The 23,014-nt window shown below is 52.2% G+C and carries 30 protein-coding genes, 1 tRNA gene and 1 other annotated feature; of the genes, 8 read left to right on the forward strand and 23 right to left on the reverse strand.

Features of this window, described 5'->3' with window-relative positions; genetic code table 11:
* Positions 1–11: 11 nt before the first annotated feature.
* Genes dnaB through L336_RS04805 form a run of 3 tightly spaced genes read right to left on the reverse strand, consistent with a single transcriptional unit; the run spans position 12 to position 3,435 of the window.
* Positions 12–1,361, reverse strand: coding sequence for a replicative DNA helicase (gene dnaB, locus L336_RS04795; RefSeq protein ID WP_015642084.1), 1,350 nt, complete (start codon positions 1,359–1,361; stop codon positions 12–14).
* Positions 1,354–2,748, reverse strand: a complete 1,395-nt coding sequence (gene dnaX / locus L336_RS05755; RefSeq protein ID WP_015642085.1) for a DNA polymerase III subunit gamma/tau — start codon at positions 2,746–2,748, stop codon at positions 1,354–1,356. The genes dnaB and dnaX overlap by 8 nt, the downstream gene beginning before the upstream one ends.
* A 51-nt stretch (positions 2,749–2,799) precedes the next feature.
* On the reverse strand, positions 2,800–3,435 hold the full coding sequence (locus tag L336_RS04805; RefSeq protein ID WP_015642086.1) for a thymidine kinase: 636 nt from the start codon (positions 3,433–3,435) through the stop codon (positions 2,800–2,802).
* A gap of 101 nt (positions 3,436–3,536) precedes the next feature.
* On the opposite strand from L336_RS04805, the gene L336_RS04810 reads away from it, so the two are divergent.
* Positions 3,537–3,875, forward strand: a complete 339-nt coding sequence (locus tag L336_RS04810; RefSeq protein ID WP_015642087.1) for a hypothetical protein — start codon at positions 3,537–3,539, stop codon at positions 3,873–3,875.
* 223 nt (positions 3,876–4,098) lie between these two features.
* Complete coding sequence (locus L336_RS05965) at positions 4,099–4,272, forward strand: hypothetical protein (protein WP_015642088.1); 174 nt, start codon at positions 4,099–4,101, stop codon at positions 4,270–4,272.
* A gap of 50 nt (positions 4,273–4,322) precedes the next feature.
* On the opposite strand, the gene L336_RS04815 is transcribed toward L336_RS05965, so the two are convergent.
* The 3 genes from L336_RS04815 to rplJ all read right to left on the reverse strand — a co-directional run bounded on the left by L336_RS04815 (position 4,323) and on the right by rplJ (position 6,048).
* Positions 4,323–4,838 (reverse strand): hypothetical protein, encoded by a 516-nt coding sequence (locus L336_RS04815; protein WP_015642089.1) that lies wholly within the window; start codon positions 4,836–4,838, stop codon positions 4,323–4,325.
* Between the two features lie 250 nt (positions 4,839–5,088).
* A complete protein-coding gene (rplL, locus tag L336_RS04820) occupies positions 5,089–5,472 on the reverse strand; it encodes a 50S ribosomal protein L7/L12 (protein WP_015642090.1) in 384 nt (127 codons plus the stop codon).
* Positions 5,473–5,523: 51 nt separating this feature from the next.
* Positions 5,524–6,048 carry a 50S ribosomal protein L10 gene (gene rplJ / locus L336_RS04825; RefSeq protein WP_041191733.1) on the reverse strand — a complete coding sequence of 175 codons (525 nt, stop codon included), beginning with the start codon at positions 6,046–6,048 and terminating at the stop codon, positions 5,524–5,526.
* Between the two features lie 255 nt (positions 6,049–6,303).
* Positions 6,304–6,425: a sequence feature (ribosomal protein L10 leader region), on the reverse strand.
* A 189-nt stretch (positions 6,426–6,614) separates the two neighbouring features.
* Between rplJ and L336_RS04830 the strand changes: the two genes are divergently transcribed.
* Entirely contained in the window at positions 6,615–7,547 is a 933-nt protein-coding gene (locus tag L336_RS04830; RefSeq protein WP_041191398.1) for a hypothetical protein, read from the forward strand.
* Here the strand turns inward: L336_RS04830 and tmk are convergent.
* The 5 genes from tmk to L336_RS04855 are packed head-to-tail and all read right to left on the reverse strand — an operon-like array spanning position 7,526 to position 11,015.
* On the reverse strand, positions 7,526–8,170 hold the full coding sequence (tmk, locus tag L336_RS04835) for a dTMP kinase (protein WP_015642093.1): 645 nt from the start codon (positions 8,168–8,170) through the stop codon (positions 7,526–7,528). The genes L336_RS04830 and tmk overlap by 22 nt on opposite strands.
* Positions 8,170–8,889: a dCTP deaminase gene (locus L336_RS04840; RefSeq protein WP_015642094.1), complete on the reverse strand. Its 720-nt coding sequence runs from the start codon at positions 8,887–8,889 to the stop codon at positions 8,170–8,172. Before L336_RS04840 ends, tmk begins: the two co-directional genes overlap by 1 nt.
* A gap of 41 nt (positions 8,890–8,930) precedes the next feature.
* A complete protein-coding gene (locus L336_RS04845; protein WP_015642095.1) occupies positions 8,931–9,713 on the reverse strand; it encodes a hypothetical protein in 783 nt (260 codons plus the stop codon).
* A gap of 55 nt (positions 9,714–9,768) precedes the next feature.
* On the reverse strand, positions 9,769–10,551 hold the full coding sequence (locus L336_RS04850; RefSeq protein ID WP_015642096.1) for a hypothetical protein: 783 nt from the start codon (positions 10,549–10,551) through the stop codon (positions 9,769–9,771).
* An 8-nt stretch (positions 10,552–10,559) separates the two neighbouring features.
* Positions 10,560–11,015: an HIT family protein gene (locus tag L336_RS04855; protein ID WP_041191401.1), complete on the reverse strand. Its 456-nt coding sequence runs from the start codon at positions 11,013–11,015 to the stop codon at positions 10,560–10,562.
* 40 nt (positions 11,016–11,055) lie between these two features.
* Between L336_RS04855 and L336_RS04860 the strand changes: the two genes are divergently transcribed.
* Positions 11,056–11,544: a dihydrofolate reductase gene (locus tag L336_RS04860; protein WP_015642098.1), complete on the forward strand. Its 489-nt coding sequence runs from the start codon at positions 11,056–11,058 to the stop codon at positions 11,542–11,544.
* Here L336_RS04860 and L336_RS04865 read toward each other — a convergent pair.
* Positions 11,541–12,515, reverse strand: a complete 975-nt coding sequence (locus L336_RS04865) for a thymidylate synthase (protein WP_015642099.1) — start codon at positions 12,513–12,515, stop codon at positions 11,541–11,543. The two genes, L336_RS04860 and L336_RS04865, sit on opposite strands and share 4 nt — an antisense overlap.
* A 179-nt stretch (positions 12,516–12,694) precedes the next feature.
* Here L336_RS04865 and L336_RS04870 point away from each other — a divergent pair, with 179 nt between their 5' ends.
* Positions 12,695–13,216: a hypothetical protein gene (locus L336_RS04870; protein WP_015642100.1), complete on the forward strand. Its 522-nt coding sequence runs from the start codon at positions 12,695–12,697 to the stop codon at positions 13,214–13,216.
* A gap of 87 nt (positions 13,217–13,303) precedes the next feature.
* Here the strand turns inward: L336_RS04870 and L336_RS04875 are convergent, their stop codons facing one another.
* The 4 genes from L336_RS04875 to L336_RS04890 form a co-directional block, all read right to left on the reverse strand.
* Positions 13,304–13,756, reverse strand: a complete 453-nt coding sequence (locus tag L336_RS04875) for an HIT family protein (RefSeq protein ID WP_015642101.1) — start codon at positions 13,754–13,756, stop codon at positions 13,304–13,306.
* 26 nt (positions 13,757–13,782) lie between these two features.
* Positions 13,783–14,685, reverse strand: coding sequence for an SDR family NAD(P)-dependent oxidoreductase (locus L336_RS04880; protein WP_015642102.1), 903 nt, complete (start codon positions 14,683–14,685; stop codon positions 13,783–13,785).
* A 20-nt stretch (positions 14,686–14,705) separates the two neighbouring features.
* A complete protein-coding gene (gene rplA / locus L336_RS04885) occupies positions 14,706–15,395 on the reverse strand; it encodes a 50S ribosomal protein L1 (RefSeq protein ID WP_041191736.1) in 690 nt (229 codons plus the stop codon).
* A gap of 380 nt (positions 15,396–15,775) precedes the next feature.
* Positions 15,776–16,672, reverse strand: a complete 897-nt coding sequence (locus L336_RS04890) for a hypothetical protein (RefSeq protein WP_015642104.1) — start codon at positions 16,670–16,672, stop codon at positions 15,776–15,778.
* Positions 16,673–16,833: 161 nt separating this feature from the next.
* On the opposite strand from L336_RS04890, the gene L336_RS04895 reads away from it, so the two are divergent.
* On the forward strand, positions 16,834–17,541 hold the full coding sequence (locus L336_RS04895) for a hypothetical protein (protein WP_041191403.1): 708 nt from the start codon (positions 16,834–16,836) through the stop codon (positions 17,539–17,541).
* Positions 17,542–17,739: 198 nt separating this feature from the next.
* Here the strand turns inward: L336_RS04895 and L336_RS04900 are convergent, their stop codons facing one another.
* From L336_RS04900 to L336_RS04925, 6 genes are all read right to left on the reverse strand, one after another.
* On the reverse strand, positions 17,740–17,934 hold the full coding sequence (locus tag L336_RS04900) for a hypothetical protein (RefSeq protein ID WP_041191405.1): 195 nt from the start codon (positions 17,932–17,934) through the stop codon (positions 17,740–17,742).
* Between the two features lie 261 nt (positions 17,935–18,195).
* Positions 18,196–18,432 (reverse strand): hypothetical protein, encoded by a 237-nt coding sequence (locus L336_RS04905; protein WP_015642106.1) that lies wholly within the window; start codon positions 18,430–18,432, stop codon positions 18,196–18,198.
* Positions 18,433–18,717: 285 nt separating this feature from the next.
* A complete protein-coding gene (locus L336_RS05760) occupies positions 18,718–19,572 on the reverse strand; it encodes a M15 family metallopeptidase (RefSeq protein WP_015642108.1) in 855 nt (284 codons plus the stop codon).
* 88 nt (positions 19,573–19,660) lie between these two features.
* A complete protein-coding gene (locus L336_RS04915; protein WP_015642109.1) occupies positions 19,661–20,080 on the reverse strand; it encodes a hypothetical protein in 420 nt (139 codons plus the stop codon).
* 160 nt (positions 20,081–20,240) lie between these two features.
* The gene (locus tag L336_RS04920; RefSeq protein ID WP_015642110.1) at positions 20,241–20,561 is read right to left on the reverse strand and encodes a hypothetical protein; all 321 of its coding nucleotides are present in this window, start codon (positions 20,559–20,561) and stop codon (positions 20,241–20,243) included.
* A 97-nt stretch (positions 20,562–20,658) separates the two neighbouring features.
* Positions 20,659–20,735, reverse strand: a tRNA-Pro gene (locus tag L336_RS04925).
* A gap of 149 nt (positions 20,736–20,884) precedes the next feature.
* Between L336_RS04925 and L336_RS05765 the strand changes: the two genes are divergently transcribed.
* Together L336_RS05765 and L336_RS04935 are read left to right on the forward strand one after the other, a co-directional pair.
* Positions 20,885–21,724 (forward strand): phosphatidate cytidylyltransferase, encoded by an 840-nt coding sequence (locus L336_RS05765; protein ID WP_015642111.1) that lies wholly within the window; start codon positions 20,885–20,887, stop codon positions 21,722–21,724.
* Positions 21,725–21,868: 144 nt separating this feature from the next.
* Entirely contained in the window at positions 21,869–22,396 is a 528-nt protein-coding gene (locus L336_RS04935; RefSeq protein ID WP_041191409.1) for a hypothetical protein, read from the forward strand.
* Positions 22,397–22,523: 127 nt separating this feature from the next.
* On the opposite strand, the gene rplK is transcribed toward L336_RS04935, so the two are convergent.
* Complete coding sequence (rplK, locus tag L336_RS04940) at positions 22,524–22,949, reverse strand: 50S ribosomal protein L11 (RefSeq protein ID WP_015642113.1); 426 nt, start codon at positions 22,947–22,949, stop codon at positions 22,524–22,526.
* Positions 22,950–23,014: the final 65 nt, after the last annotated feature.

Genomic DNA, 23,014 nt, shown 5'->3' on the forward strand with positions numbered 1-23,014 from the left:
GCTTAAGCGGCTTAGTCCCGACGTTTGTCGAGTGACATAAAGCGTAGCCGCTCAGGGTGGAAGTAGAGCTGGATCTTACCGACAGGTCCGTTTCGATGTTTGGCGATAATCAGATCGGTGATATTTTGGACGTCGACATTGTCCGGCTCATAATACCCAGGACGATAAATAAATGACACGATGTCGGCATCTTGCTCGATAGAACCAGACTCGCGCAGGTCGCTAAGCTGCGGAATGGGCGGATTGCGACTTTCGACCGAACGGCTCAACTGGCTAATTGCAATGAGCGGGACATTGAGCTCACGAGCAATGAGCTTGAGCCCACGGCTGATTTCGCTCACCTCTTGAACACGGTTACCAGCATAGTTGCCATTTGTCTGCATCAACTGCAAATAGTCGACGATGATGAGCCCGAGGGGCTGATCGTGCGCGGCGCGGCGAGCTTTGGTGCGCATCTCGAGCACCGAAAGTCCGGGCGTATCATCGATAAAAATCGGTGCTTCCGCCATCTCCCCCATCGCTTCGCTGATTTTGCTAAAATCTTCGTCGCTCAGGTTGCCGGTACGAATATTCCAGCTATCAACCCCACTAGCGTCGGCGAGCATACGGTCGATGAGCTGCTCTTTACTCATCTCGAGACTAAAGAAAAGTACCGGAAGCTTTGCAATGGTCGCCACATTATAGGCAAGATTGGTGACCAATGTCGTTTTTCCCATAGCTGGTCGAGCGGCAATAATAACGAGATCACTGCGTTGCAACCCGGCTGTCATGTTGTCGAGATCACGATAGCCGGTGCGAATGCCGCGAAGCTGACCTTTGTTGCGGTGAAGCTCTTCGATACGGTCAAAACTTTCGGTCAAAATACTCTCGATACTCACCAGGTCTTGCTTGAGTGATTGATCGCTGACGCTAAATAACTCAGCTTCGGCTTTTTCGAGCAGTTCCTCAGTGGTTGTCTCTTCATCATAGCCAAGTTCGGAAATATCGGCACTGGCTTTTATGAGGCGTCGACGGACGGCTTTTTGGGCGACGAGTTCGGCGTAGGCGGCGGCGTGTGCAGCAGTTGGGACGTAGTTTGTGAGTTCAGAAAGATAGGCAGAGCCGCCAACTGCTTCGAGCTGGTCTTTTTTGCGTAGTTCCTCGGTGAGTGTCAGTAGGTCAACGGGTTTGTGCCGTTCATAGAGTCGCATCATCGCGCCAAAAATGGTGGCGTGACGCTTGTCATAGAAATCCTTTGGGGTAACGTGCTCAGAAATATCGGCCAGAACTTCTTCATCAATCAAGACTGCGCCAATCAAACTCATCTCCGCATCGAGATTTTGCGGGGGGACTTTTCCAGCACTGACCTCTTTTTTAGCCATCGACTGATACCTCTTCTCCTCCCCCCATCATAGCAACAATAGCTGCGGTCTGGCCATCTTTGGGGGGTTTTGCGTTGGGGCTAATGACAATGTCGTGATCAGAAAGCTTCATTTGTTCGAGGATTTCCGCAAAAACCGGCAGTGATTTTTCGAGTTGTTTTTTGTTGAATTCGCGGCCCGCGTAGAGAGTGAATGTATTTGCCGAGAGATCATACCCAGCCTTGCCGAGAAGGCTATATGCTCCCGGAGCCTTGTCTTTTACTCGCTCGAGGAATGAATCCCACTGAAACGACGACGAAACGGCTGGTGGTTCTCGCTCCGCAGGCGGCTTTTGGGACTCTTTTTGGGCTGGTTGAGCTGTATCAACAGGAGGCAACTTCCCTAACGTTGATGAGTGTGATGGTGTCGGTAATGTCGTAACTTTGGGACTGCTTTTCGGGGGTTGGCTGCTCATATCAGCTGTTAGCGCGGTAAGGAGTTTTATGTACGGCCAGGCACTTCGTCGCACTTCCAACAGACGATCTAGTAGAGGAAGGAGTGACGGCTGATCGATAATATGCTGGCGGAGGGCAGCGATGAGCTGATCTGCCAAGATAACTGCGGGTGTACCGTAGGCCTCAGTGTGATCAACAAGCGCGACGATTTTCCCGAGGTCATCCTCCGCGTAGGCGTTGAGTAACTGGGTCACGATATCACTGTCGGCCAGGCCCAGCACCCGCTCGACAATCTCGCGGCTAATGCTTTCATCACTTGCGTGGCGTAGTTGGTCGAGCAAACTGACACTATTGCGAAAACTACCGTCACTCCGCTCAGCAATAAGGCTCAGGGCATCGTCATCGATAGCAATACCCTCGGCGTCCGCAATCGTCCGCAGGTGCTTTGCATTGTCAGCAGGAATCGCCGCCCGAAAGTTGAAGCGCTGGACACGACTCAGTATGGTGGCCGGCAGTTTGTCAACATCGGTCGTTGCCAAGATAAAAACGACATGCTCAGGGGGTTCCTCGAGCGTCTTGAGCAGGGCGTTAAATGCCGATTTACTGAGCATATGAACTTCGTCAATGATATAAATCTTTTTTTCGGCACTACTCGGGGCTATTTGGACTCGCTCACGTAGGTCGCGGATATCCTCGACACTGTTGTTGCTGGCGGCATCAATTTCGACAATATCGAGGTGTGAAGATTCGTCGCTATAGGGCAATTTGTTGATTTCGTGTGCGAGAATACGCGCGATTGAGGTCTTGCCAACTCCCTTTGGTCCGGTGAGCAGGTAGGCGTGTGCGATGCGGTTTGCATCAATAGCCCGCTTCAAAATAGCGGTAATGTGTGATTGCCCGATGATTTCATCGAGCGATCGTGAACGGTATTTACGATATAACGCCTGCCCCATTAAGTCTATTTTAGCGTGAATTGTCACCAAATGCTGTTGTAGTTTTCTACCCTACGTGATTTCCGATAGATAATGGCTTCGACAGAGAGCCGAATAGGTGGCTTCAATCCCGTCGATGGCTTTTTGTGGGCCCTCGGTCGTCACGATGCCGTTTACCAACCGCGCGTTGACCACGGCAACTTGCCCACAGCCGCCGCGCTCACAGGCAGAGGCGATCTGTATTTTGCGATCAGCCCATTTCAACAGTGCGGCACTGCCAGGAAACAGCTCGCCGCGGAAATCGTTGAGAAGACCATAGGCCTCGATCGTGGCAATATCGGCATCAACGACCCCTGTTGCCAATTGCTTCACTTGCTCTGGTGAGAGAAACTGAGCCTCATCGACATAGATCAGCCAGGGGTGTTCCCAGACAGCGCTGGCCCCCAGGCGATTTGCGATTTCGCGTCGCAAAAATTCACCCGCGTCACCTTTCTCGGGGATTAGGAGTGCCGGTGCTTCCATGCCACCAGCGATGCGGGATTGGATACGAGTTCCGGCTTTACTATCTCCCTCTGGTTTCGCAATGATGGTATTCCAGCCGCTATCACGTTTGCGATATTCATCGAGTAGTATCTCGGCAGTTTTGCCCCCTGCCATGGTGCTAAAGTGAAAGTTTAATTCATGATGTCGACGTGGTCGTCCCGGCATAACACCTCTCCCTACTCTCTTTGTCTATAACTTATTTTAGTATAGCGTACCCGCATGCTTCGCTTCGGCGTAGATTTTACAATACGAAAAAGGCCACCGAAATGGCTCAGGCTGAGATGCTCATACTAAGCTATCTCGGCGAACCTTTTTCGGTGGCTCTAGAAGAACGTCCAGGAGGCCATGGCCTCCAGCCACTGCCAGCGGGTGGAGAAGATGAATCCCCACAGGGTGGTGATGAGGAAGGCGTCGGCAATCGCCGTAACGGCGAAGCCGAACACCCCCAGATCACCCCCCTCGGCTGCTCCGCCACCCGCGAAGCAGATGATGAGTGCCATGAGAACGATCCAGAACAGCGGGTGGTTGATCAAAATCAGGACGAGCATGTGCCTCTCCTTACGACGACGGGTCAAGCAAGGACGATCATTGTCATTATAGCATAAGCTATAATTTTTGTCAAGTACTATACCTTCCACATGGGTTACTATTACCTGTGGAGATTCTTTTGGAGATCTAATGTAAAATTCAGCGTATATCTCACAATACGAAAAAGGCCACCGAAATGGCTCAGGCTGAGATGCTCATACTGAGCTATCTCGGCGAACCTTTTTCGGTGGCACGTCAGAGTATGACGACTATCGCCGACTGCGGTCTTTTAGCGATGCTGTGATTGTCGCCACAGCTCCCGCGCATCCTATGCCAATGATGATTGGCGCAGGGTTACCGGTAATCAAGCTAACCGCTAGCAAAACAGCTAGGGCTAGGATACCGATTACGGTCAAGACGCTCATTCTCATGCCGACAGACCTCCCTTCAAAAAAAGTCCTCAATGTGACGTGAATATCATATACAATAGCTATATGTTTGTCAATTTCTGATAAATATAGTAGCTACAGTGCCGCTTCAACCGCCGCCCAGGTTGCGTCGGGATTATCCTCGGGGATGATGATAGTTACTTGGTCGCCGATATTGATGCGGAAGTACGTCACGCTAGCGAGCAAGATACGGTATTCTCTGGCTTGAGCCTCGACATAGTAGGCGCCATCGTGTTGTGTGAGGGTGCCGATGATTTGTTTACGAGGGATCGGGCCGATTTGTTTGTAGATAAAACCGCCATCGTCTGCGATGGTAAGTTTTAGGATGTCACCTTCAACGAGCTTTGATTTGCTTGCGTAGTTTGCTGGTACGGGGTAGCTCTTGCCGTCGGGACCGATCATAACCTGTCCATCAAAGACACCTTCAACTACTTTACCACTCACTTCCTCGCGGCTGTTGGTTGGTGTGACGACACTACCGTCATCACCGATGATGCTGATGAGGAGCTCTTTGGCGGCGGCAAGGTTTGTTTCCGCCTCTGTAATAAGCGACTTTAGTCGCTTGACTTGTTTTTCTGGTAACTCAGACATATTAGTTCTCGCAATCCTTGTCTGTTTTGGGTAGTAATACCCTCATTATATACTGCGCGGAGCGCGTAGTGTCAAGACTTTTTCTTTCCACAGGCTACTGAGAGGTCGTGTAGATTTCGTTGTAATAAACACCATACATGATGTATTACAAATAAGTGAATGCTGCTTCTACCGGTGTATCTATACACAAACTACCCCGCATAGTGCAGGGTAGTTGAGAACAAAACAATGATGGTCGAATACGTGTGACTTAGGCGAGCTCGACAGTAGCGCCGGCTTCTTCAAGGGCTTTTTTAGCCGTCTCAGCTTCGTCTTTGCTTGCTTTTTCTTTGATGGGGCTTGGTGCGTTGTCGACAAGTGCTTTTGCCTCGCCAAGTCCAAGACCAGTGATTTCTTTGACTGCCTTGATGACAGCAACTTTTTGAGCACCAGCATCCTTGAGGGTGACGGTGAATTCAGTTTTTTCGTCAGCAGCGGCACCTGCATCACTACCGGCAACTGGGCCAGCGGCAACGGCAACTGCAGCAGCAGCTGGCTCAATGCCATAGTCGTCTTTGAGGATATTTTTGAGTTCGTTTACTTCGAGGACCGTGAGCTTTGTCAGCTCCTCGGCCAATTTCTTTACATCTGCCATAACAGAGTTCTCCTTATCGTTTTATTCTGGTAATTCGTTTGGTAAGTGAATCTACGCGGTCGCTTTTGCCTCAATACCATCGAGAAGCGCATGGAGGTTGCCTGAAAGCGCGTTGGTAACATCGTGTACCGGAGAAAGTAGCTGAGCTACGACTTCGGCAATCAACTGATGTTTGCTTGGTAGGCTTGCAAGTGCAGTGACATCGGCGCTGCCCTGGGCAATACCCTCGCCACTGAAACCGGCGACTAATTCAAGAGCCGGATGAGTTTTTGCAAACTCGTGCAATACCTTTGCGGGCATGACTTCGTCGTCAGTGCTAAATGCATAGAGCAGTTGACCAACAAGCGCACTGGTGTCAGCGTTCTTGTAGATGTCCTGTGAGCCCATTGCGACACGGACGAGGCGGTTTTTGACAACCTTGATGGTAACGCCTGCTTCGCGAGCAGCACGCCGCAAGTCTTGGAGGTCTGCGACGCTGATGCTTTGGTACTTGGCAACAGCTGTCCCCTTCGCATTTGCGAAAAGCTGACTCATTTCACTTACCAAAGCTTGTTTCTTGTCTTTAGAAATTGCCATGTGAGTGGTCAATCCTTTCAGAAGTAAGATCATCTCCGATGATTGTTATTGAGCAATCACGACGAGATCATACGTATTAGCTTTGATATTTTTCGACCATATTGTTAAGTTACGATAACCTAAATCTCATCAATTCCCCACTCCAGACAACCGGCCCGCCGCTAACTAAATCAGCCTTCGCTCTTGGCGGGCCTTGGCCCATCAGGGCCAACTGTCTGTCGGGGGAAGTGTTGAGATTTAGGTACGACATTCAGGTAATGAACTAAAAAAGCTTTGGTTCATCACCAAAGACTTGCGGAAAAAGATGAATTTCCCCTCGGTAGCGAATTAAGCAATTTCTTGCAGCCACTGTCTTTAGGTAATGTCTAATTTCTAGTATAGCATGGACGGAGCTACTTTTCAAGTTGCAAAAACCCCGAGTCTCATCACCTCCCCACTCCAGACAACCGGCCCGCCGCTAACTACATTAGCCTTCGCCTTGGCGGGCCTTGGCCCATCAGGGCCAACTGTCTGTCGGAGGAGGGGTTGAGAGTCGGGTGAAATATATGCTATACTACCACTTAGAAATGAGTGCAAGTCGACCAAGCTCCCCAGAGGAGCCACTCCCTCGTTTTTTTCCGAATTCTGCTCCGGAGACGGTAAAAGATGTCATGCGCTCCCCCTTGGTGCTCGATAAACCACCCTTTAAATATCACCACTTATCGCCGACACCACTTGATCCTCATCTCCTCCAGATCAAAGGCGGACCTCGCTATAACGAACATGCATTGACGTATATGGTTGATGCACCGCGTCAGGTGAGTATGAGTCGATTTGCTTCAGATGAGCAGATAACCTCATGGATAGCCTATCGTCTTGCAACGGTGCCAAAAGGAAACATTGATAGCCTGGGTTCCGATGTCGTAGATACGACGTGGTTATCGGTTCTCTCGGAGATTATGGCTCAACATGAGCTCAAACAGCATCGTAATGATGCAGCGGTGCGGCTGCTTTTTGATGATACGACCCCTATTACTCAAGATGAAGCCGAAGAACTGATGCAGATCAGGGCGGGTATTGCCACGCCAGAAGTAATCCTCAGGTTTTTTGCTCAGCATCCCGAACTTGGCGGCGTGGAACTGATGAAAGCAACCCGTGCCTTGCAACCGGAACAAATACGGCAGGCAAGAGATGAGTTTTTGGGTATGCTGGCCACATCATCGGAGACACTCGACATTGAGTTTCTCGACGAGCCTCCCTATCGTCGTATCCAGATTGAAGACCCGAGAATTATCGTGCTCAAGACTCGGCTGGCGACTGTGGCATACAACGGCACGCTGATGGAAGTTGTGATGCGCGATAGCGGCGTGATTCTTGATCAAGCTCAAGACGACCTTACTACCTCCTACATAACAGGCCGAGACGAGGAGGGGCATCCTCTCGTGTGTGTCGCGCCCATCGCCATCACTGCTTACGCAAGGATAGCGGCGGTACAGGTTCAGGATGAAGCGAGTAGTTGAGATTTTTCTAAACGACCGACGATATCGCTGTGAATAGCCTCGATGGAACGGCTAGCGTCGAGTAGAGGAATCTCAAACTCTTTGGCGATTTGTCGATACCCTCCTTGGACACGTGTCTGAAAATCCGTTGTTTTTGACTCAAAGGTATCTGGTTTTGCGAGTTTGCCCCGGCTTGCGATACGTTTTTGACGTGCGGCAATGTCATCAAATGCTAACACAACACTGAAATCGGGCGACATATACTGCTTATCGGTGAACGTTGCAGTGATAGCCGAAATAATTGACAGATCCATGCCCTCTCCGTAGCCCTGAAATGCCAACGTTGACCAGTAGTTACGGGTGCAAATTACCCATGTGCCGCGTTTGAGCGCGGGTCGGATGACCGCATGCCATAGCTCGTGGCGATTTGCAGTGAAGAGCAAAGTATTTGTCATAGGAGTTCGCGGCAACGTTGCATCTAAGATCACACCCCGAATGGCTTCGGCAACGGGTGAGCCGCCTGGTTCCTTGATATGAATTGTATCTATGCCGCGTGAATGGAGATAGGTGGCAAGTAGATCGGCCTGCGTCGTTTTACCAGTGCCATCTTGACCTTCGATCACAATGTAACGTCCTGCTTTCACTAGTTCACTCCCTTTGGCAGCCCCTTGATGGGAGTGGGCATGACACGTGAATCTTTGTAAGCGCGAGGCAGCATATCCTCGGGTTTCCAGTTTGCAATCAGCTCGTCTAGATTGTCGGTGGATTGATATTTCCCACTCATCCCCTTTCGCCCATCGGCATAACTTCCAGCGACGGGGCCAGTTTTGATGAACACCAACTGACCCATTCGCTCACCGACCGGTAGCACGACGGCCTCATGTTTGTTGAGATTGTAGATTTCGAGGGTAATGCGATTGATGTAGCCAGGGTCTACCCAGCCAGCATCAAAACAGACGGCCACGCCGTTTCTTCCCCAGGTACTACGGCTACGCACTTCGCAGGCACCACCATGTGCGCGGATGCCGACAAACTCGTGGGTATGTGCAAGGATGCGTTCGCCAGGGCGCAACACGATAATGGGGTGGTCGAGGGGGATATTTTTGAGCGGTGTATAGCCATACTGCTTGCACCATTCACCGTGTGGCATGGCTTCGAGTGGACCCTTGAAATAGCGAGCAACATCATCTTTGTCGAAGGGATTGTAGACTGAAACGCTCTCATCTACTTCTTGTTTGTAAAAATAATGCCCCAAGGTAAAATCAAGGCTGGCCTCACTGACGTGGTTTTTGTCAAATGGCACGCAGACAATTGTCCCGTCATTGATTGCCTCAAAAATCTCTGTGTTGCTATACACACTCATACACATACTCCCCTGTCTTTTATCTTATTGTAACATGTGTTTTAAGGACGACGATCGAGTGGACTGGTGATGGGGTGTGGAACTTCAGCTCCCTCACGAATGCGCTTGATAATGGTGCTCGTTTTCCAATTATCACCAGTTTGGGGGTTGAGAACGTAGGGATCGATCCCATCGGCGATTAGTACTGGGTTGAGACCGCGATCTCGCGCTTCTTGGACAACTGCGGGTTGTTCGTCAAAGACGACCAGTGTATCGAGCAGCCCGTGACGTGCCAAAAACTCTGCGAGGATAAGGGATGATTCGAGGCAGGTTTCTTGATGAACCGGATCACCCTCAACGGTGACTAGGTCGATTACAGGAAGAAGTCCAATAGTGCTATCAAAGCTATAGCCTGCGACTCGGTTGGCGCGTGTTTCCCATGGATAAATCGGACGCGGTACGCCTCCTTTTGTTTCGACACCACCCTTTTTTGCTGCAACTTTGTAGTCAGCGTCGACGGTGACTACAAGTGAAAGTGCGGGCTGGGCAACTGCAACTGCCAACGTCTCGGCAGTAATAGGATAGTTATGACTATGCAAAAAAGCCCGTGCACCGAGCAGGCGCACATGTCGTAAATACCATTCATGATTATCGTGCGGGACATCAAAAGCACCATCAACCAGTGTAATATGGCTATGACGTATCTCGCGAAGGTGTCGAAATGAGGCAAGCACTATTGCATCCGTATACTCGGGTTCTGGGTAGAGCAGACGCTCGGGCGCACGCAGGGTCGGCCCAAATACTTCAAATACATCTGGATTTCTATCACCTAACTCATGCGCCATAGCAGTCTCCTCCAGTCACTCTGTCGATAGTGCTATGGTACAGATGATTGATCGTTTAATCAAGGGGGCTGGTGATGGGATGTGGTACGGGTTCACCTTGAGCACGACGAATAAGATCACTACTGCTCCAGGGCCTATCGGTTTGTGGATTGAGCCCAAATGGTATGTCGTCGGGGTTGATGATGATGGGGTTGAGTCCTGCTTCGGTGGCTTGGGTCAGAGCGGCCGAATGTTCTTTATTGATGACAACATTGTCGAGGAGGTCTCTCTCAGCGAGAAATATAGCGAGAGACACAAATGACTCGAGCGCAGTGCCTCGGTGAACGTGGTCGCCCTCTACCGTTACTAGGTCAGTGGTGGGCACATAAAGCCCTGATGCTGGCGCAGTTTCAAACGTATAGCCAGCTACCCGATCCGCACGTGCCTGCCATGGATAAATGGGGCGCTGAACACCTCCTTTTTCGGCAAATCCACTCTTTACATGGGCGACTTTATGATCTGCGTCGACGGTGATTGCAGTGATAACGTCAGGAGAAATAAGCATATTGCGCACCATATCGGGAGTTGGCTCAATGCTTCGTGCTATGAGTGATGCAGCGGCGCCAAGGGCTCGCGTATGGCGAACCATCCATTCGTGGCCGTCGTGTGGTACGTCAAAAGCTCCATCCGCAAGGGTGATATTGGTATGATCACTGCGTCGACGGAGTGAAGAAAAAACAGCCGTAACAGCTTGGTCGGTCTCTTCTGGTCTTGGATAGAGTAAACGATCTGGCGAACGAAGGGTTGCGCCAAATACCTGAAATACGTCCTGCTTGTCAGGGGTACCACCAAATGCCATAACTACTCCTATCGGCTCATCAATATGTGAGGTTTACGTAGGTATAATACCATATCTATCCGCTTTTTGTCAAGTTTTAACAGATGAGTATGGAGATGAGGCACGGATTTTGTAATATTGTCCGGCGAGCGAGTATATAGCGAGTACCCATCTGATTCATAGGCGCATACGAGATCGATGTATTCGGCACGTTCGTCACGGTTCATCTCGTCCATCGAGAGCAGATGGCGCTTGGGTACAATCATGTATTGTTCTTGTACTTTGCACCCCTCCCAGATGTCGTAGCCAAATTGATTATGTGTGAGGCGAAAATGCTCAAATTCTCTGACTACCTGGGGACTTTCTGAGTTGAATCCGCAAAATGCACAGGAGTTGGATTTGACGGTTTTTTTGTATGCCTGGTAAACGGCCTCGTTTTTTGGTTTGCGCGTCATGGGACCGGCCTGGAGAAATCGTCGTTTCATTGGCTCCATTGTAGCACTTTTGGTACACTAAAGAGCGACTATGAAAGAACTCATTGTGGCCTACGATCAAAAACGCGGCATTGGTGCCGACGGTGATTTGTTGTGGCAGCGTGACTTGCCAGGAGATTTAGCCCATTTCAAACAAATGACGATGGGAAGCTCGCTTGTCATGGGTCGTACTACGTATGAGTCAATCGGCCGACCACTGCCTGGAAGAGAGATGATCGTCGTGACACATCGTCCTCTCGATGACGAAGGAATTATTGCGGTTCATAGCCTTGCCGAGGCATATACGAGGGCTTCTAGGGAGCGAACAGTGGTGATAGGTGGAGGTCAAATCTATGAGCAAGCGCTTCGAGAAGGCAGTATTGAGCGTATCCACGCCACCGAGGTCACGGCAACGTTTCCCGGGGCGACGGTGTTTTTCCCAGTACTTGACGCAATGTGGCATGAAACGACTCGCGAGCATCACGGGTCGAACGAACATGACCGCTATAGCTACGATTTTGTTACCTACGAGCGACGCTAAATCGCTACTTGGCCCTTGATTGCAGGATGGTGCTTGTAACCGATAATGGTGAAGTCGTCGGCTTCAAAATCACTGATATCAGTAACGCGTGGGTTTATTTCTAACCGAGGGGGTTCATAGAGCTCGCCCTCCCTGGCCAGCTGCGCTCGCACCTGCTCCTCATGGTTTTTGTAGATGTGGGCACTGCCGAAGGTGTGATAGAAATAGCGTGGGGTGCGGCCAGTAACATGCGCCATGGCCGAGAGTAGCATCGCATACTGCACCATGTTAAATGGTACGCCCAGAAACCAATCAGCGCTCCTCTGGTATAACTTCATATCCAAATATTTTTTACCCGTCGTTGGGTCGGTTTTATTTGATGCGTTAAATTGAAATAGCGTATGGCACGGCGGCAATCCGGCTTTGTTCATTTCTTCGAGATTGCCGACATTCCAAGCACTGACGATCAGGCGACGTCCCATACTACGGTCGTTGGTGCGCAGTGCTTCTTGCACCTGACGCAATTGGTCGATCGGCTGCCCGTGATAGCCTTCCCAGGCGCGCCACTGATGGCCATAGACCGGCCCTAGATCGCCATACTTATCAGCAAATGTTTTGTCGGTTAGTATTCGCTTCAAATAGGTGTCTTTCTCTTGTTTCCACTCGTCTGAGCCTTGCTCCGGTACCTCGATGCCTTCACTGCGTAGATACGACACAAACGGCCACTCGTCCCAGATGTGATTGTCCTGCTCCGCGAGATAGCGGAGGTTGGTATCGCCGCGTAGCATCCAAGCTAGTTCACTGCGCACGAGTCGGTGCGCGACAAGCTTTGATGTCAGCAGGGGGAATTCCTCGCGTAAATCGACCCGCATCTGCGGTTCACCGAAGAGGTCGATGGTGCCGACCCCTGTACGATCATCAGTTGGCTCTCCTTCGTCCAAAATTTTTTTTGCCCAGTGAAGATATTGCAGTTCGGCTCGTGGTTTTTTCATTTCTCTCCCCTATTTTTATTCATTATAACAATTGTGAGATGGTCAATCCAGGGCGGCAGGAGCAAAAATTACTTGAAGAACCCCACTATTATTGTATAATAGTTTATGTACAAGAGTACGTCAGGTACCCAGAACGGGTGGTAGCCATCACTCGTTATACAATCTGAGGAGGAATTGAGGTGGATAGATCACTCCCCCGCGCCTTCGTGGTCCTCGGCGACGTTGGCCGTGTCCATGGAGATGCGCTCATCACCGCGGTGATGGCGCCTGAACCCTGGAACGGTCTCACGGATGAGGTCATCTACCGCACGCGCGGTCAAGACTTCCATCGCATCTTGCGACAGCATCTGCGCACGAGCCGATTTGCCGACACCGTGGTGGTCTCGGTCAGACGGCAAGCTGGATGGTCATGGTCGACGATCGTGTTTGTCGTCGACCAGCGAGACGACCACTCGGGTATGTCGCTCCAGCTCCGCCGCGGACTCGTCACGGCGAGTGACCATGGTCTGACGCGCGTGGTGGTCCCCGTGATGGGAGCCAACTACTGCGACATGTCGGACTCCTCTCTGGTAGAAGCGCTCGGCGACATCGCCGGTCCCACCGTCAGAGAGTGCAACGATGCCCGTTCGCGGCTCCGTGAGATCGTCGTCGTGACAGACGACACACGGGTTGCGTTGGAACTTGGGCAATTGTTGCGCTAATCCTTCATACCTATCTAGTCCCCGCACCCCCATGTCGAAGGCACTCCGCCTCCGTGAGGTGTGCGGGGTGTTTTCGTTTTACTACGCTTATTTGAACCAAAGAACGTGAGGGAGATAGTTGTAGTACAGTGTCTTGATCTTTTTGTTGTCAATCCGAATGAAATGACTATGTTGGTGAGGGACGGACTTGGCGGCCGAGTTGGCGGGACGCGCATAGACAGCATAGCCTTCGTCTTCCATGCCACTAATGATCTGGACGTACTCAGTGCTTTCTTGAGGAGTTAGTTCGCTGAGTGATTCAATGTGGCGTTTTGGAGAAAGTAGCAAGTGTTCAGTAACGCGGCATCCATCCCAGAGCGCATACGGAAAGATGTTTTCGACGAGCCAGAAATGATCATATTCGCGTCGGGTTTGGGATGACTTGAGTGAAAAATGACAGAAATCACAATGATCGCCGCGTACACCGCGATGACTTACGTAATGACGTTCCATTTTGCGCGTACGTACGAGTGGTCCGGACTGTAGTTTTGGTCGTACCATGAGTCTATAATAGCAAAAAACGTTCCTTATCGACTCGTGAGGCGGACTGCCGTATAGACGCCGCGGGCTGCGGTATTAGACACTGTATGCCAGCCAGGGAGACGGCTCATATATGAACCCAGGAGAGCATCTCTGCCGAGCGGAATGACTGCGCGGCGCTCACGAGGATCTTGGGCGATATCATAAATAGCTTCAGCAATAGTTTTTACAGGGGTCCCAAAGTGTGTTCGCCACCACTCATTGACTGCTTGTACGGCACGTGCGGTATCGGGATCACTTCCATCGATCCATTCACCGCCATCGATGTCGGTTTGGGTATTACCCGGCTGAACGTCAATAAGACGTATTGAGGGCGGTAGTTTTGTACGCTGGATTGCCATCGCTTCAGAGAAACGAGCTTTTGCGAGCATATACTCTTTGCGGTACGGGTCGGGAAAATCGGCTTTAGAGGATGAAATTCCGATGACACACCCACCATTTTCTTGTGCTGACAGTGCGCCAACAGCCTGCGAGACAAAGTGAATGGCGGCTTGCCCATTAACTTCGCGCAGGCGCTTGACTTGCTGCCTTGCGGTTTCAGTCGGGTAGTCCCGGACATGACGATGATAGTCGGTACCAGCAACAATATGACCGGCGGCGTGAACGACCGCATCGAGTGGTTGCGGGGCTGCTATTACCTCGCCAAATAGCTCTTTTACCCCGTCTGTATCGCAAATGTCGAGCTGAACCGGCCAAAAGTTCCGCCCCTGTCGTTCGGGAAACTGTTCCACAATATCGGGGTGATTGTCGACACCGATCACAGCAGTGTTGTATGACTGGAGGAAACGATCTGCGACCGCATGACCGATGCCGCGACGTGCACCCGAAATAACGACAAGGTTCCTGTATGACGGATCGATATGCGATATAAGCTCTGAGTTTGCCCCCATACGGACGCACCTATCTATCGTTAGTTTACTTGATTTTCGACTTTGATGCCTGGCCCCATAGTAGTGGCGATGGCAGTTGATTTCACATAGATACCCTTGAGGCTCGATGGTTTTTGGCTCTGTAAGCTGCCAAAGAACGCTCGGGCGTTTTCCTCGAGTTTGTTGGCGCCAAATGATACCTTGCCAATACTGAGGTGGATTGTTGCTTGTTTGTCGACACGGTATTCTACTTTTCCGGCCTTTGCTTCGGTCACTGCCTTTGCAACATCAGCGGCAACCGTGCCGCTCTTTGGATTTGGCATGAGGCCTTTTGGCCCGAGGAGACGGGCGTATTTGCCCAGTCGTGGCATATAGGCAGGGGTAGATACGAGAGTATCAAAGGCTATTTCACCCTTATCGAGCTGCTTGAGGAATGTTTCGTCACCGACGATATCAGCGCCAGCTTTTTTGGCAGCGTCGTGTTCGGCTTCGGGAGCAAACACAGCCACACGCACTGTTTTACCGGTGCCATTTGGCAACGTCACGGTTGCGCGGATGTTTTGATCGGCCTGGCGAGGATCGACACCGAGGCGGACGTGCACTTCGACGCTGGCATCAAACTTACTTGGGTTGGTCTTGGTGGCAAGCTCCAATGCTTCGGCTAGGGTGTAAACCTTTGCAACTTCGACGAGTTTGGCGACTGCTTGAAACTTTTTGCCACGGCGTTCGATCAGTGGTCGAACCTTTGGCGCAGGACCTTTCTTTTCGTGAGCAACTGCATCACCCTGGGCGCTGGTGTCGTGTGCTTCTTTGCGCGCTTCTTTTACGGCTTTTTCTTCAGCCTCTTCGAGCGCCTTTTCGCTGCGCTTACCAGCTTTGGCAACGTCAGCTTTGCGTTCAGCAACTACTTCTTTATCTGCGGCTGGCTTCTTTGTCTTTGCGTCTGCGATTAGACTCTCGAGATCAGCGATAGTCGCCTTTGCGGGCACCTCGATCTTTAGTTTTGCTGCTTCTTCAATAAGTTCGGCTTTTTTTGCCATATCAGTATCTCCTGCGGTAGTAGCGGTGATTCGATCACCTCCCGACATTACAGTTGTATGATGCTAGTATATCACATTGCTGAGTGATTGTCAGTACCGACCGCAGCTCTCGCCCGTTCGTGTTTGAGCAACTGCTCGAGGCAATGTACGCCAGTGGTGACTACTTGTATATGCTCATCTATTTCGGCACTATGTGGTGCTCGGCTACGGTTGTAGTGAGTGAAGAAGTGAGGTGCGATCATCGTTTTGCCGGCGGTAAAGGCGTGTTGTTCAACCTCAGTTGCTGCGGCTCTAGTTAACTCGTTGTAGGCACGCTTATCCATCCATTCGAGCTTTTTCATATCGTCGATAGCACTCAATAGCGATGATCGGCGTAAAAATTCTACCCCTATCTCTCTTGCCCGACTAAGCTGTTGTTCGGTAGTCGGGGACATTTCTGGGTCGGCCATGAGTATGTCACCGAGTGACCTCTCGTCGATGCCCTTGGGGTGTCCCTCTGGGTGAGCCAGGCGTAGATTCCAACCGTAGTAGGCGTAAGGAAACATCTCGGGCACTTCCTGCTCATCAAGTTTTCCACGTAATACCTCTGCTTGTGAGGCTGCGTCTATCAGCTCTAAATCATCTGGTGTTTCATAGACACTACGGACAAAAACTTCATCATCAGGAGCTGGTCCATAGTGAACGGGTGCTCCTGAGGAGACGTAGTAGTTTTGAATATCGTAGTTTGCAAAGTCAAATGTTCGCGGTAGCACGACTGAGTATGCGGCGGCGTTTTTGAACCCCTCGCCCCGTGGCATATATACTGTGTCGCCCTGCTGGTATTGAGTAAGGATTGCGCCCTTAGGCCCCACTGTTGCCGAGGCTAGCTCAAGCCTAACCCATTGAGGACTCGTTGGCTTCACGTCGACCCACGCCACGCGTTTGCCGGCATCATCTTCACTATATCTCCTTAAAACTCGTTCAGCCATATCGGCAATACTCCTTGCTCTTGCGTATCTAATTGATTGTTATTGTACCATGATGCACGCGAAAGTCAATAAACAACATTGACAAATATGCTTAAAAATGCTATTATGATAATAACGTCTACAGTCCTAGATGCACCTCTCTATCACGGAAGGAAAACCTGATGAACACGTCTCGTCGCGTTGTTGGCCGCTACGCGGCCCTGGGACTCGTCCTGGGCCTCGTCGTGCTTGGCGTTTTTTGGGTGTTGTTCCAGCCCCTCCGCGGGGCTAGCACCCAGAAGCCACCGCTCGGCTCGGCCACGGTCACCCAGACTGTGGCCCCGACCAGCGAGACCACCATTCCGGTGACGTCCTCGACTGCCCCAGTGAGTACCTCGCCGACCACCGTCACCGCGACGACGTCGCAGACGACGGTTGCCCCGACGACATCCGCCGCCGTACGGACCACCAGCACCGCTCCGGTGGTGTCGCGGGTGTTTAACCGTTACACCATCAACTTCCCCGCTGGTACGACGATGGTCGGTAGCCAGACCGGCAAGTGGGGTGAGGTCCGTACGACCTACCACACCCCGGCCGGCGAGCAGATCATGACCATCGCCTTTTCCGCCGACTTCCGTTGGCGGGACTACAGCGAGGAGCTGACGGCCAAGTGCCCGAGTGCCACCGAGGGCCCGCAGACCCCCATCAACTGGGGTGGGTCCTACAAGGGTGGCTACACCGCCTGGGACCGCTCCAAGTGCGACCAGGGACCGTTGGTGACGTTCACCACCTTCTCGGAGGTGGAGAACGTGGCGGTGGTGCAGTTCAGGGTGGCCAAGCCGGCCCCCTGGCTGGTCAGGGCCATCGAGAAGGCCGACTGGAAGGAGTAACGTCCTTCCCGGGACGCGCATCATCACTTCCTTCCACTCACCCCTCGTCCGTACACTCGGACGAGGGGTCTTCTCGTATGATGGGGTATATAAAATCACTATAACGAAGAAACCCGTCGAGAGACGGAGCGAGCCGATGGTTCGGCGGGCTTCTTCGTCCTTCGACGGGTAGGGGTCAGTGGTGAAGTGAGCTGTTGCTCACCTCGCGGCGTTGTCGTCCGCGAGGCCTTCGGCGTTACCCCACGTCTGCTCCAGCAGACGGATGTTGCGCAAGATTGCGGTCTCTCTCTGGCGAGAGAAGCGGGAGTAGCGCTGACGCAGCAGGATGGCGGTGCCAGCCGCCACGGCGGCGCCCATGCTGACACCGACGATGACCTTGGTGTGCTTGCTCATGAAGTGTTCCTCATCTCTCTGCTCGGAAAAACTGACAAAATATATTGTAGAACAAAAGAATTATATTGTAAATACTACACCCGACTCTCACCCCCTCCCCACTCCAGACAACCGGCCCGCCGCAAACTGATTAGCCTTCGCCTTGGCGGGCCTTGGCCCATCAGGGCCAACTGTCTGTCGGGGGAGGGTTTTGAGATTTAGGTTCATACGAAAAACGCCTCCGAAATCTATCGGGGGCTTTTTCGTCCTCACTATCTCGAGCTAGCACACGCTGAGAAGCGTCCAACCACTTCCCTGAGCTCGCAGACAAAAGTTTTGGCTGCCGTCACTCATGGTGACTGTACTCCAGATACGTTCACCGCGACGGATGGTGGTGCGGATACCTCTATCGATAAAACAATAGGTGCGACCTCGCCATTCCATGCGCGTCGGGTAGGTGCTCATACCGGGCCCAAACCCTACAGCGGTGATAGAAACAGGACTGTTAATTGATTTCATAGCATACTCTCCTATGGATTAGTGTTTGATAAGTGGTGGAGTATGAACGACAAGGCCTTTTGTCCGCCCCACTTTGTAGCGGTACAATCGTTTGCCTGAAGTCGTGAGTTTGTGGAGGTTCACCCGCGTGGATGAGCCTGGTGCGATAGACGGTTTGGCTGTGGAAACGCTCTTAGCTAAGAACGAGTACGACCATAACCTATATATAGTATAGCGCGGCGATTAGGTGCGTCGTCAACACTAGTAATTTATGGGTTTTGTGGTGAAAACAGATCGTGAAAATACTTAGGAATAATCGCCGCCCGTGATGTCGTAATATGCCTCGAGTGTTTTGAGGTTTTTGGCTTTCATATCAAGAGCAACGGTGCGGCCAACATATCGCCAATGCCACGGTTCGGGTGAATAGCCAGTGATTGGGGTCATGCCCTGTTGATACCGTTCAATGAACCCATACTCAGCAGCGTGAGCTTGCAGCCAGGTATACGCTGGGGTGCTGGCAAAACACTCCAGCGCGCAATTTCCCGCCTTGACATCTATCGCCAGCCCCGTTTGGTGCTCGCTATAGCCAGGGCGCGCGCGTGTACTATCGGCCAAGGCCGTAGTTCCGGTGATATTAACACCTTCATTGTAGGTCGCTATCTGGTTGTCATAGGAACGAAACGCACTGGTAAGCGAGATAGTTGCGCCAGTTGACCTGATAGTAGAAAGAAGTGACGTAAGTTGCCCAGCCATCTCTTGGCGAACGAAGAACCCTTCGACAAGTGTAAGGTTTTGTGGTGTCCAGGACTGTGGCTCTATACAGTGCTTTTTGTTTACTACCACTGTGAGCGTCGCTGGTGATGAGATATCACAGGGAGTTTCGGTCGGCACCGGATCATGTGCGACGAACTGTTGGAGTTGGGTTGCCGCTTGTCTCTCACGCGATTGGGCTTTGTCAAGTTTTTGCTGCAAGAGCGTCCGTATATTTGCATCGATGAGCGCAAAGTCTCGCTGCTGAGCTGCATGTCGCTGTGTATCTTGGGCTCGCTGCCACAGATCGATACAAAAAAGTCCACCGAGCAGAAGTGCGGTGAACAGTACGAGCGCTATGGGCAGTCGAGGGATACGTTGAGAGGCAGCAGATTTCTTCTTTGTTGGCATTGTTCTTAGTATACCGCTTTTGGTGGGCGGTGTGCGCAGGAAGGGAGTTAAAGTACCTCCCCTCCTGCGCGAAAACAACCACGCGGGACTACATCATTTTCAGCCGGGTTTCCATGATGCCGATCGCCTTTCGGACCGCCTGGATGTAGTCCAGGTAGGCCTGAATGGACAGGGTGACGCTCCGAAGAGCAGTGACTGCGTCCATCTCATCGTGAGCACGCAGACACAGCTCGGTGCTCATCACGGTGAGCTGTGCGACGATCTCGTCGACGATGGCACTTCCTGCCGCAGGGAGGGTGCCGACCTTGATGCGGTAGGCACAGGCTCGCAGCAGATCACGCACTCGCGTCATCTCTGCATGCAGATTGGTGAAGTAGTTGATGATGGGCGCGTCACGCTGCGTATCGCGCGCCTGGGCGATGCGGTCAAGCGTCGGTGACATGGAGTGGGCTGCAGTAGTCAGTGCTTGTCGCTGCTTTTCGTTGATCATGACCTGCACGGACATCATCCCCTTTCAGGACGAGTCGATGGGGTGGTTGCTCCGTCTCAGGAAGAGACGGCTAAAGATACTATAGAATATAACAAAATGTAAAGCAAATATTTCTGATTATGATGCGTGGTCGGCGCAGTTCCCCACTTGGGAGAACTACACCGACCACATGCTCGTCTCAGCCGGCGTCGGCCGTATTCGAGACAACGAGCGGCTCGTTGACGCTCTCGATGAACGTCGTAACTCGCGCTGCGACCCTGGACAGGAGCGTCTGGCGCTCCTCTGGGGTTGCGTGCGTCGCCTGCTCGACCGCCGATAGGACCTCTGCTTCGAGGTCATCCACGCTCTGCCGAACAGTCGCGGTCACCTCCAGGAAGGCAGCGAAGACGTTGCTGAGGCGCTCCTGCGCCGAATCGGCTTGGCTCTTCGCGGTACCGAGGTGGTTGACCGCGAGGGCCACCTCTCCTGCTGCTGCCTGCACGGACTTGCGTGAGGGCATGGTTGTCAAGGGGACTCCCTTCGTTTGGTGCTACGGACCGTTCCGTAGCGAGCATCAGTAACTATATCAGATTAGAAGTACTACGTCAAACAATAATTGGTCGGGGTGACTGGATTTGAACCGGCGACCTCACCGTCCCGAACGGTGCGCGCTACCAAACTGCGCCACACCCCGATATGTTCACTATACGCTAGATGATCGTGAGAAATCTAGAGTTCTCACTAATCGCCGGCTTCAGATATAGCATTTTATGAAAAATATGGTATAATTTGTCCAGCTCTTCTACAATTTATTCCTTCTCTCACGGATTGAGGTGAAATCTCATGAACAAGACGCAGAAGCCAAAGCTCAGCGGCTTCCGCAAGAAGGCGGCCGAGGGGTTCCTGCTCGGCGCCGTCGTGATCTCCCTCTTCCCGTGGGCGATTACGCGCTGGGTAGTGATCCCGGCTGTCTGGCTCCTTCTCGTGCTGGAGCTGGCCAACGTCTCATCTTGGCACAACAAGCTCTGGGACAGGCTACCATGGCGGGCGCGGCTCCTGATGGATCGACCCCAGTGTCCCGGTGCATCAAACCGGATCCTGCCGCTGTTTGTCGTCATGACGACGGGGCTGGCGGTATCGATACTGTGGCTCTACTCTTCATGGCAATTCCTTCTCGTGTTGTTGATCAACGCCGTCTTTACCGATGTGTGGGCCCAGGTGGGTGGCATGTTGGCCAAGAAGCGTGCCATTCGTCAGGGTCGCGCTGCTCCGAAGCAATTCTCTCCTGACTCGCCCAACAAGACATGGGTAGGTGTGGTGAGTGGACTTGTCGGTGGCGCGCTCAGCGGGTTCGTTGCCGCGTGGGTGCTGGTGACATTCTGCGGGCTGGGAATCTCGTGGTTCGCTTACCCGCTCATGCTGGGAGGCCCGATCGTGGTGGTCCTGGGCGACCTCTTTGAGAGCCGCCTCAAGCGCGAGGTAGAAATCAAGGACCTGAGTCGGTTCTTTGGCTCCCACGGTGGGGCCTGTGACCGGCTTGATGGTCTGGCATCCTACCTCGCGACGGTGGCATTGACCATTTACGCGCTGATTTACTGGCCGTGGTGGACCTGGCTGCTCGTTGCTGCCTGGGATGCAATCGTCATTTGTGAGCTCATGCGCCCACGTCGGCGCACGACCTGAGGAGGAAACAAGAAAGAGCAACTCGGGTGTCCCAGCACCCGAGTCTTTCTTTATCTGGGTCTCAAAGTCTCTTTTGATTGACAAAATACAAATAAAAGTATACTATACCTATACCTAACCCCGAGTAGAATAAGAGGACTCCTTATGGGACGTTTCGAGGCTCCGAATGGGCACGACTTCTGGCTCGTCCAGGAAATCTGCTTCAATCCAGACAACCCAGGGTCATGGAACTTCATGTACACACTGTCGGCCACCCCGATGGCCGCCACGGAGTTCCAGGGTGGCCGACTCGAGCAAGAGCTGGCCAGCCTGCGCATTGAGCACCCCGGTGAGTTTATTACCATGGGGGCTGTTATCAGCGTTGCTGATGTCAGCCGGACCGTGTTCTTTGTCTGCCCTATTCAGCCCCTGAGAGGGCTCGTGGACGACTTTGACCACTGGTTCCGTGATCCGACGGAGGTCATCCACCGGACCAAGGTCCCGACCCGGTTCGGACACGCGTTCCTCGATAGGCAGCACCTCCACGGTGTCAACGCAGTCGACAGCGGATCGTACAATGGCCGCGTCGTCGCCTGGTGGTCGCTCGAGGACCACACGTTCTGGACTCTCGATCCCAGAATCGCGCGGCAGATCTGCTCGTGGCTTAACAGAGAGGAATCCACCAAGGGGTAAGCAAACCCCGCACTGCATTCACAAGCTCATGATGAGACCCCGGATGCGCTGCGGGGTCTCATCATGCCTAATATCAGAACTACCTCTCTGGTATAGAGAGGTAGTCCTTTTTTTGAAAACGAACTGATTAGTCGGTGACTTCGACGCCCATACTGCGGGCGGTACCAGCGATGACCTTGACCGCACCATCCATGTCGATGGCATTGAGCTGTTTCATCTTGGTTTCAGCGATTTCCTCGAGTTGTTTACGAGAGATTTTGCCGACTTTCTCGGTGTGCGGTTTGCCGCTGCCTTTTTTGATGCCGATCTTTTCGCGAATCATGTCGTCAACGGGTTGACCGAGACTTTTCCACGCAAAGGTGCGATCTTCGAACACCTGAATGTGAACGATGACGTCCTTGCCCATCATATCTTTGGTTGCTTCGTTGAATGGATTGATAAAATCCATCATGTTGAGGCCCCACTGACCGAGCGTGCTTCCGACTGGAGGACCAGCGGTGGCGCGACCTGCGGGGATGCGGAGCTTCAAGTTACCGATAACTTGTTTTGCCATAGTTTGATTAACTTTCCTTGATTACTAAATATAATGTGAAGCAAATATTTAGTGCGTAACAGATG

The sequence above is a fragment of the Candidatus Saccharimonas aalborgensis genome (assembly GCF_000392435.1).
Lineage (GTDB): Bacteria > Patescibacteriota > Saccharimonadia > Saccharimonadales > Saccharimonadaceae > Saccharimonas > Saccharimonas aalborgensis.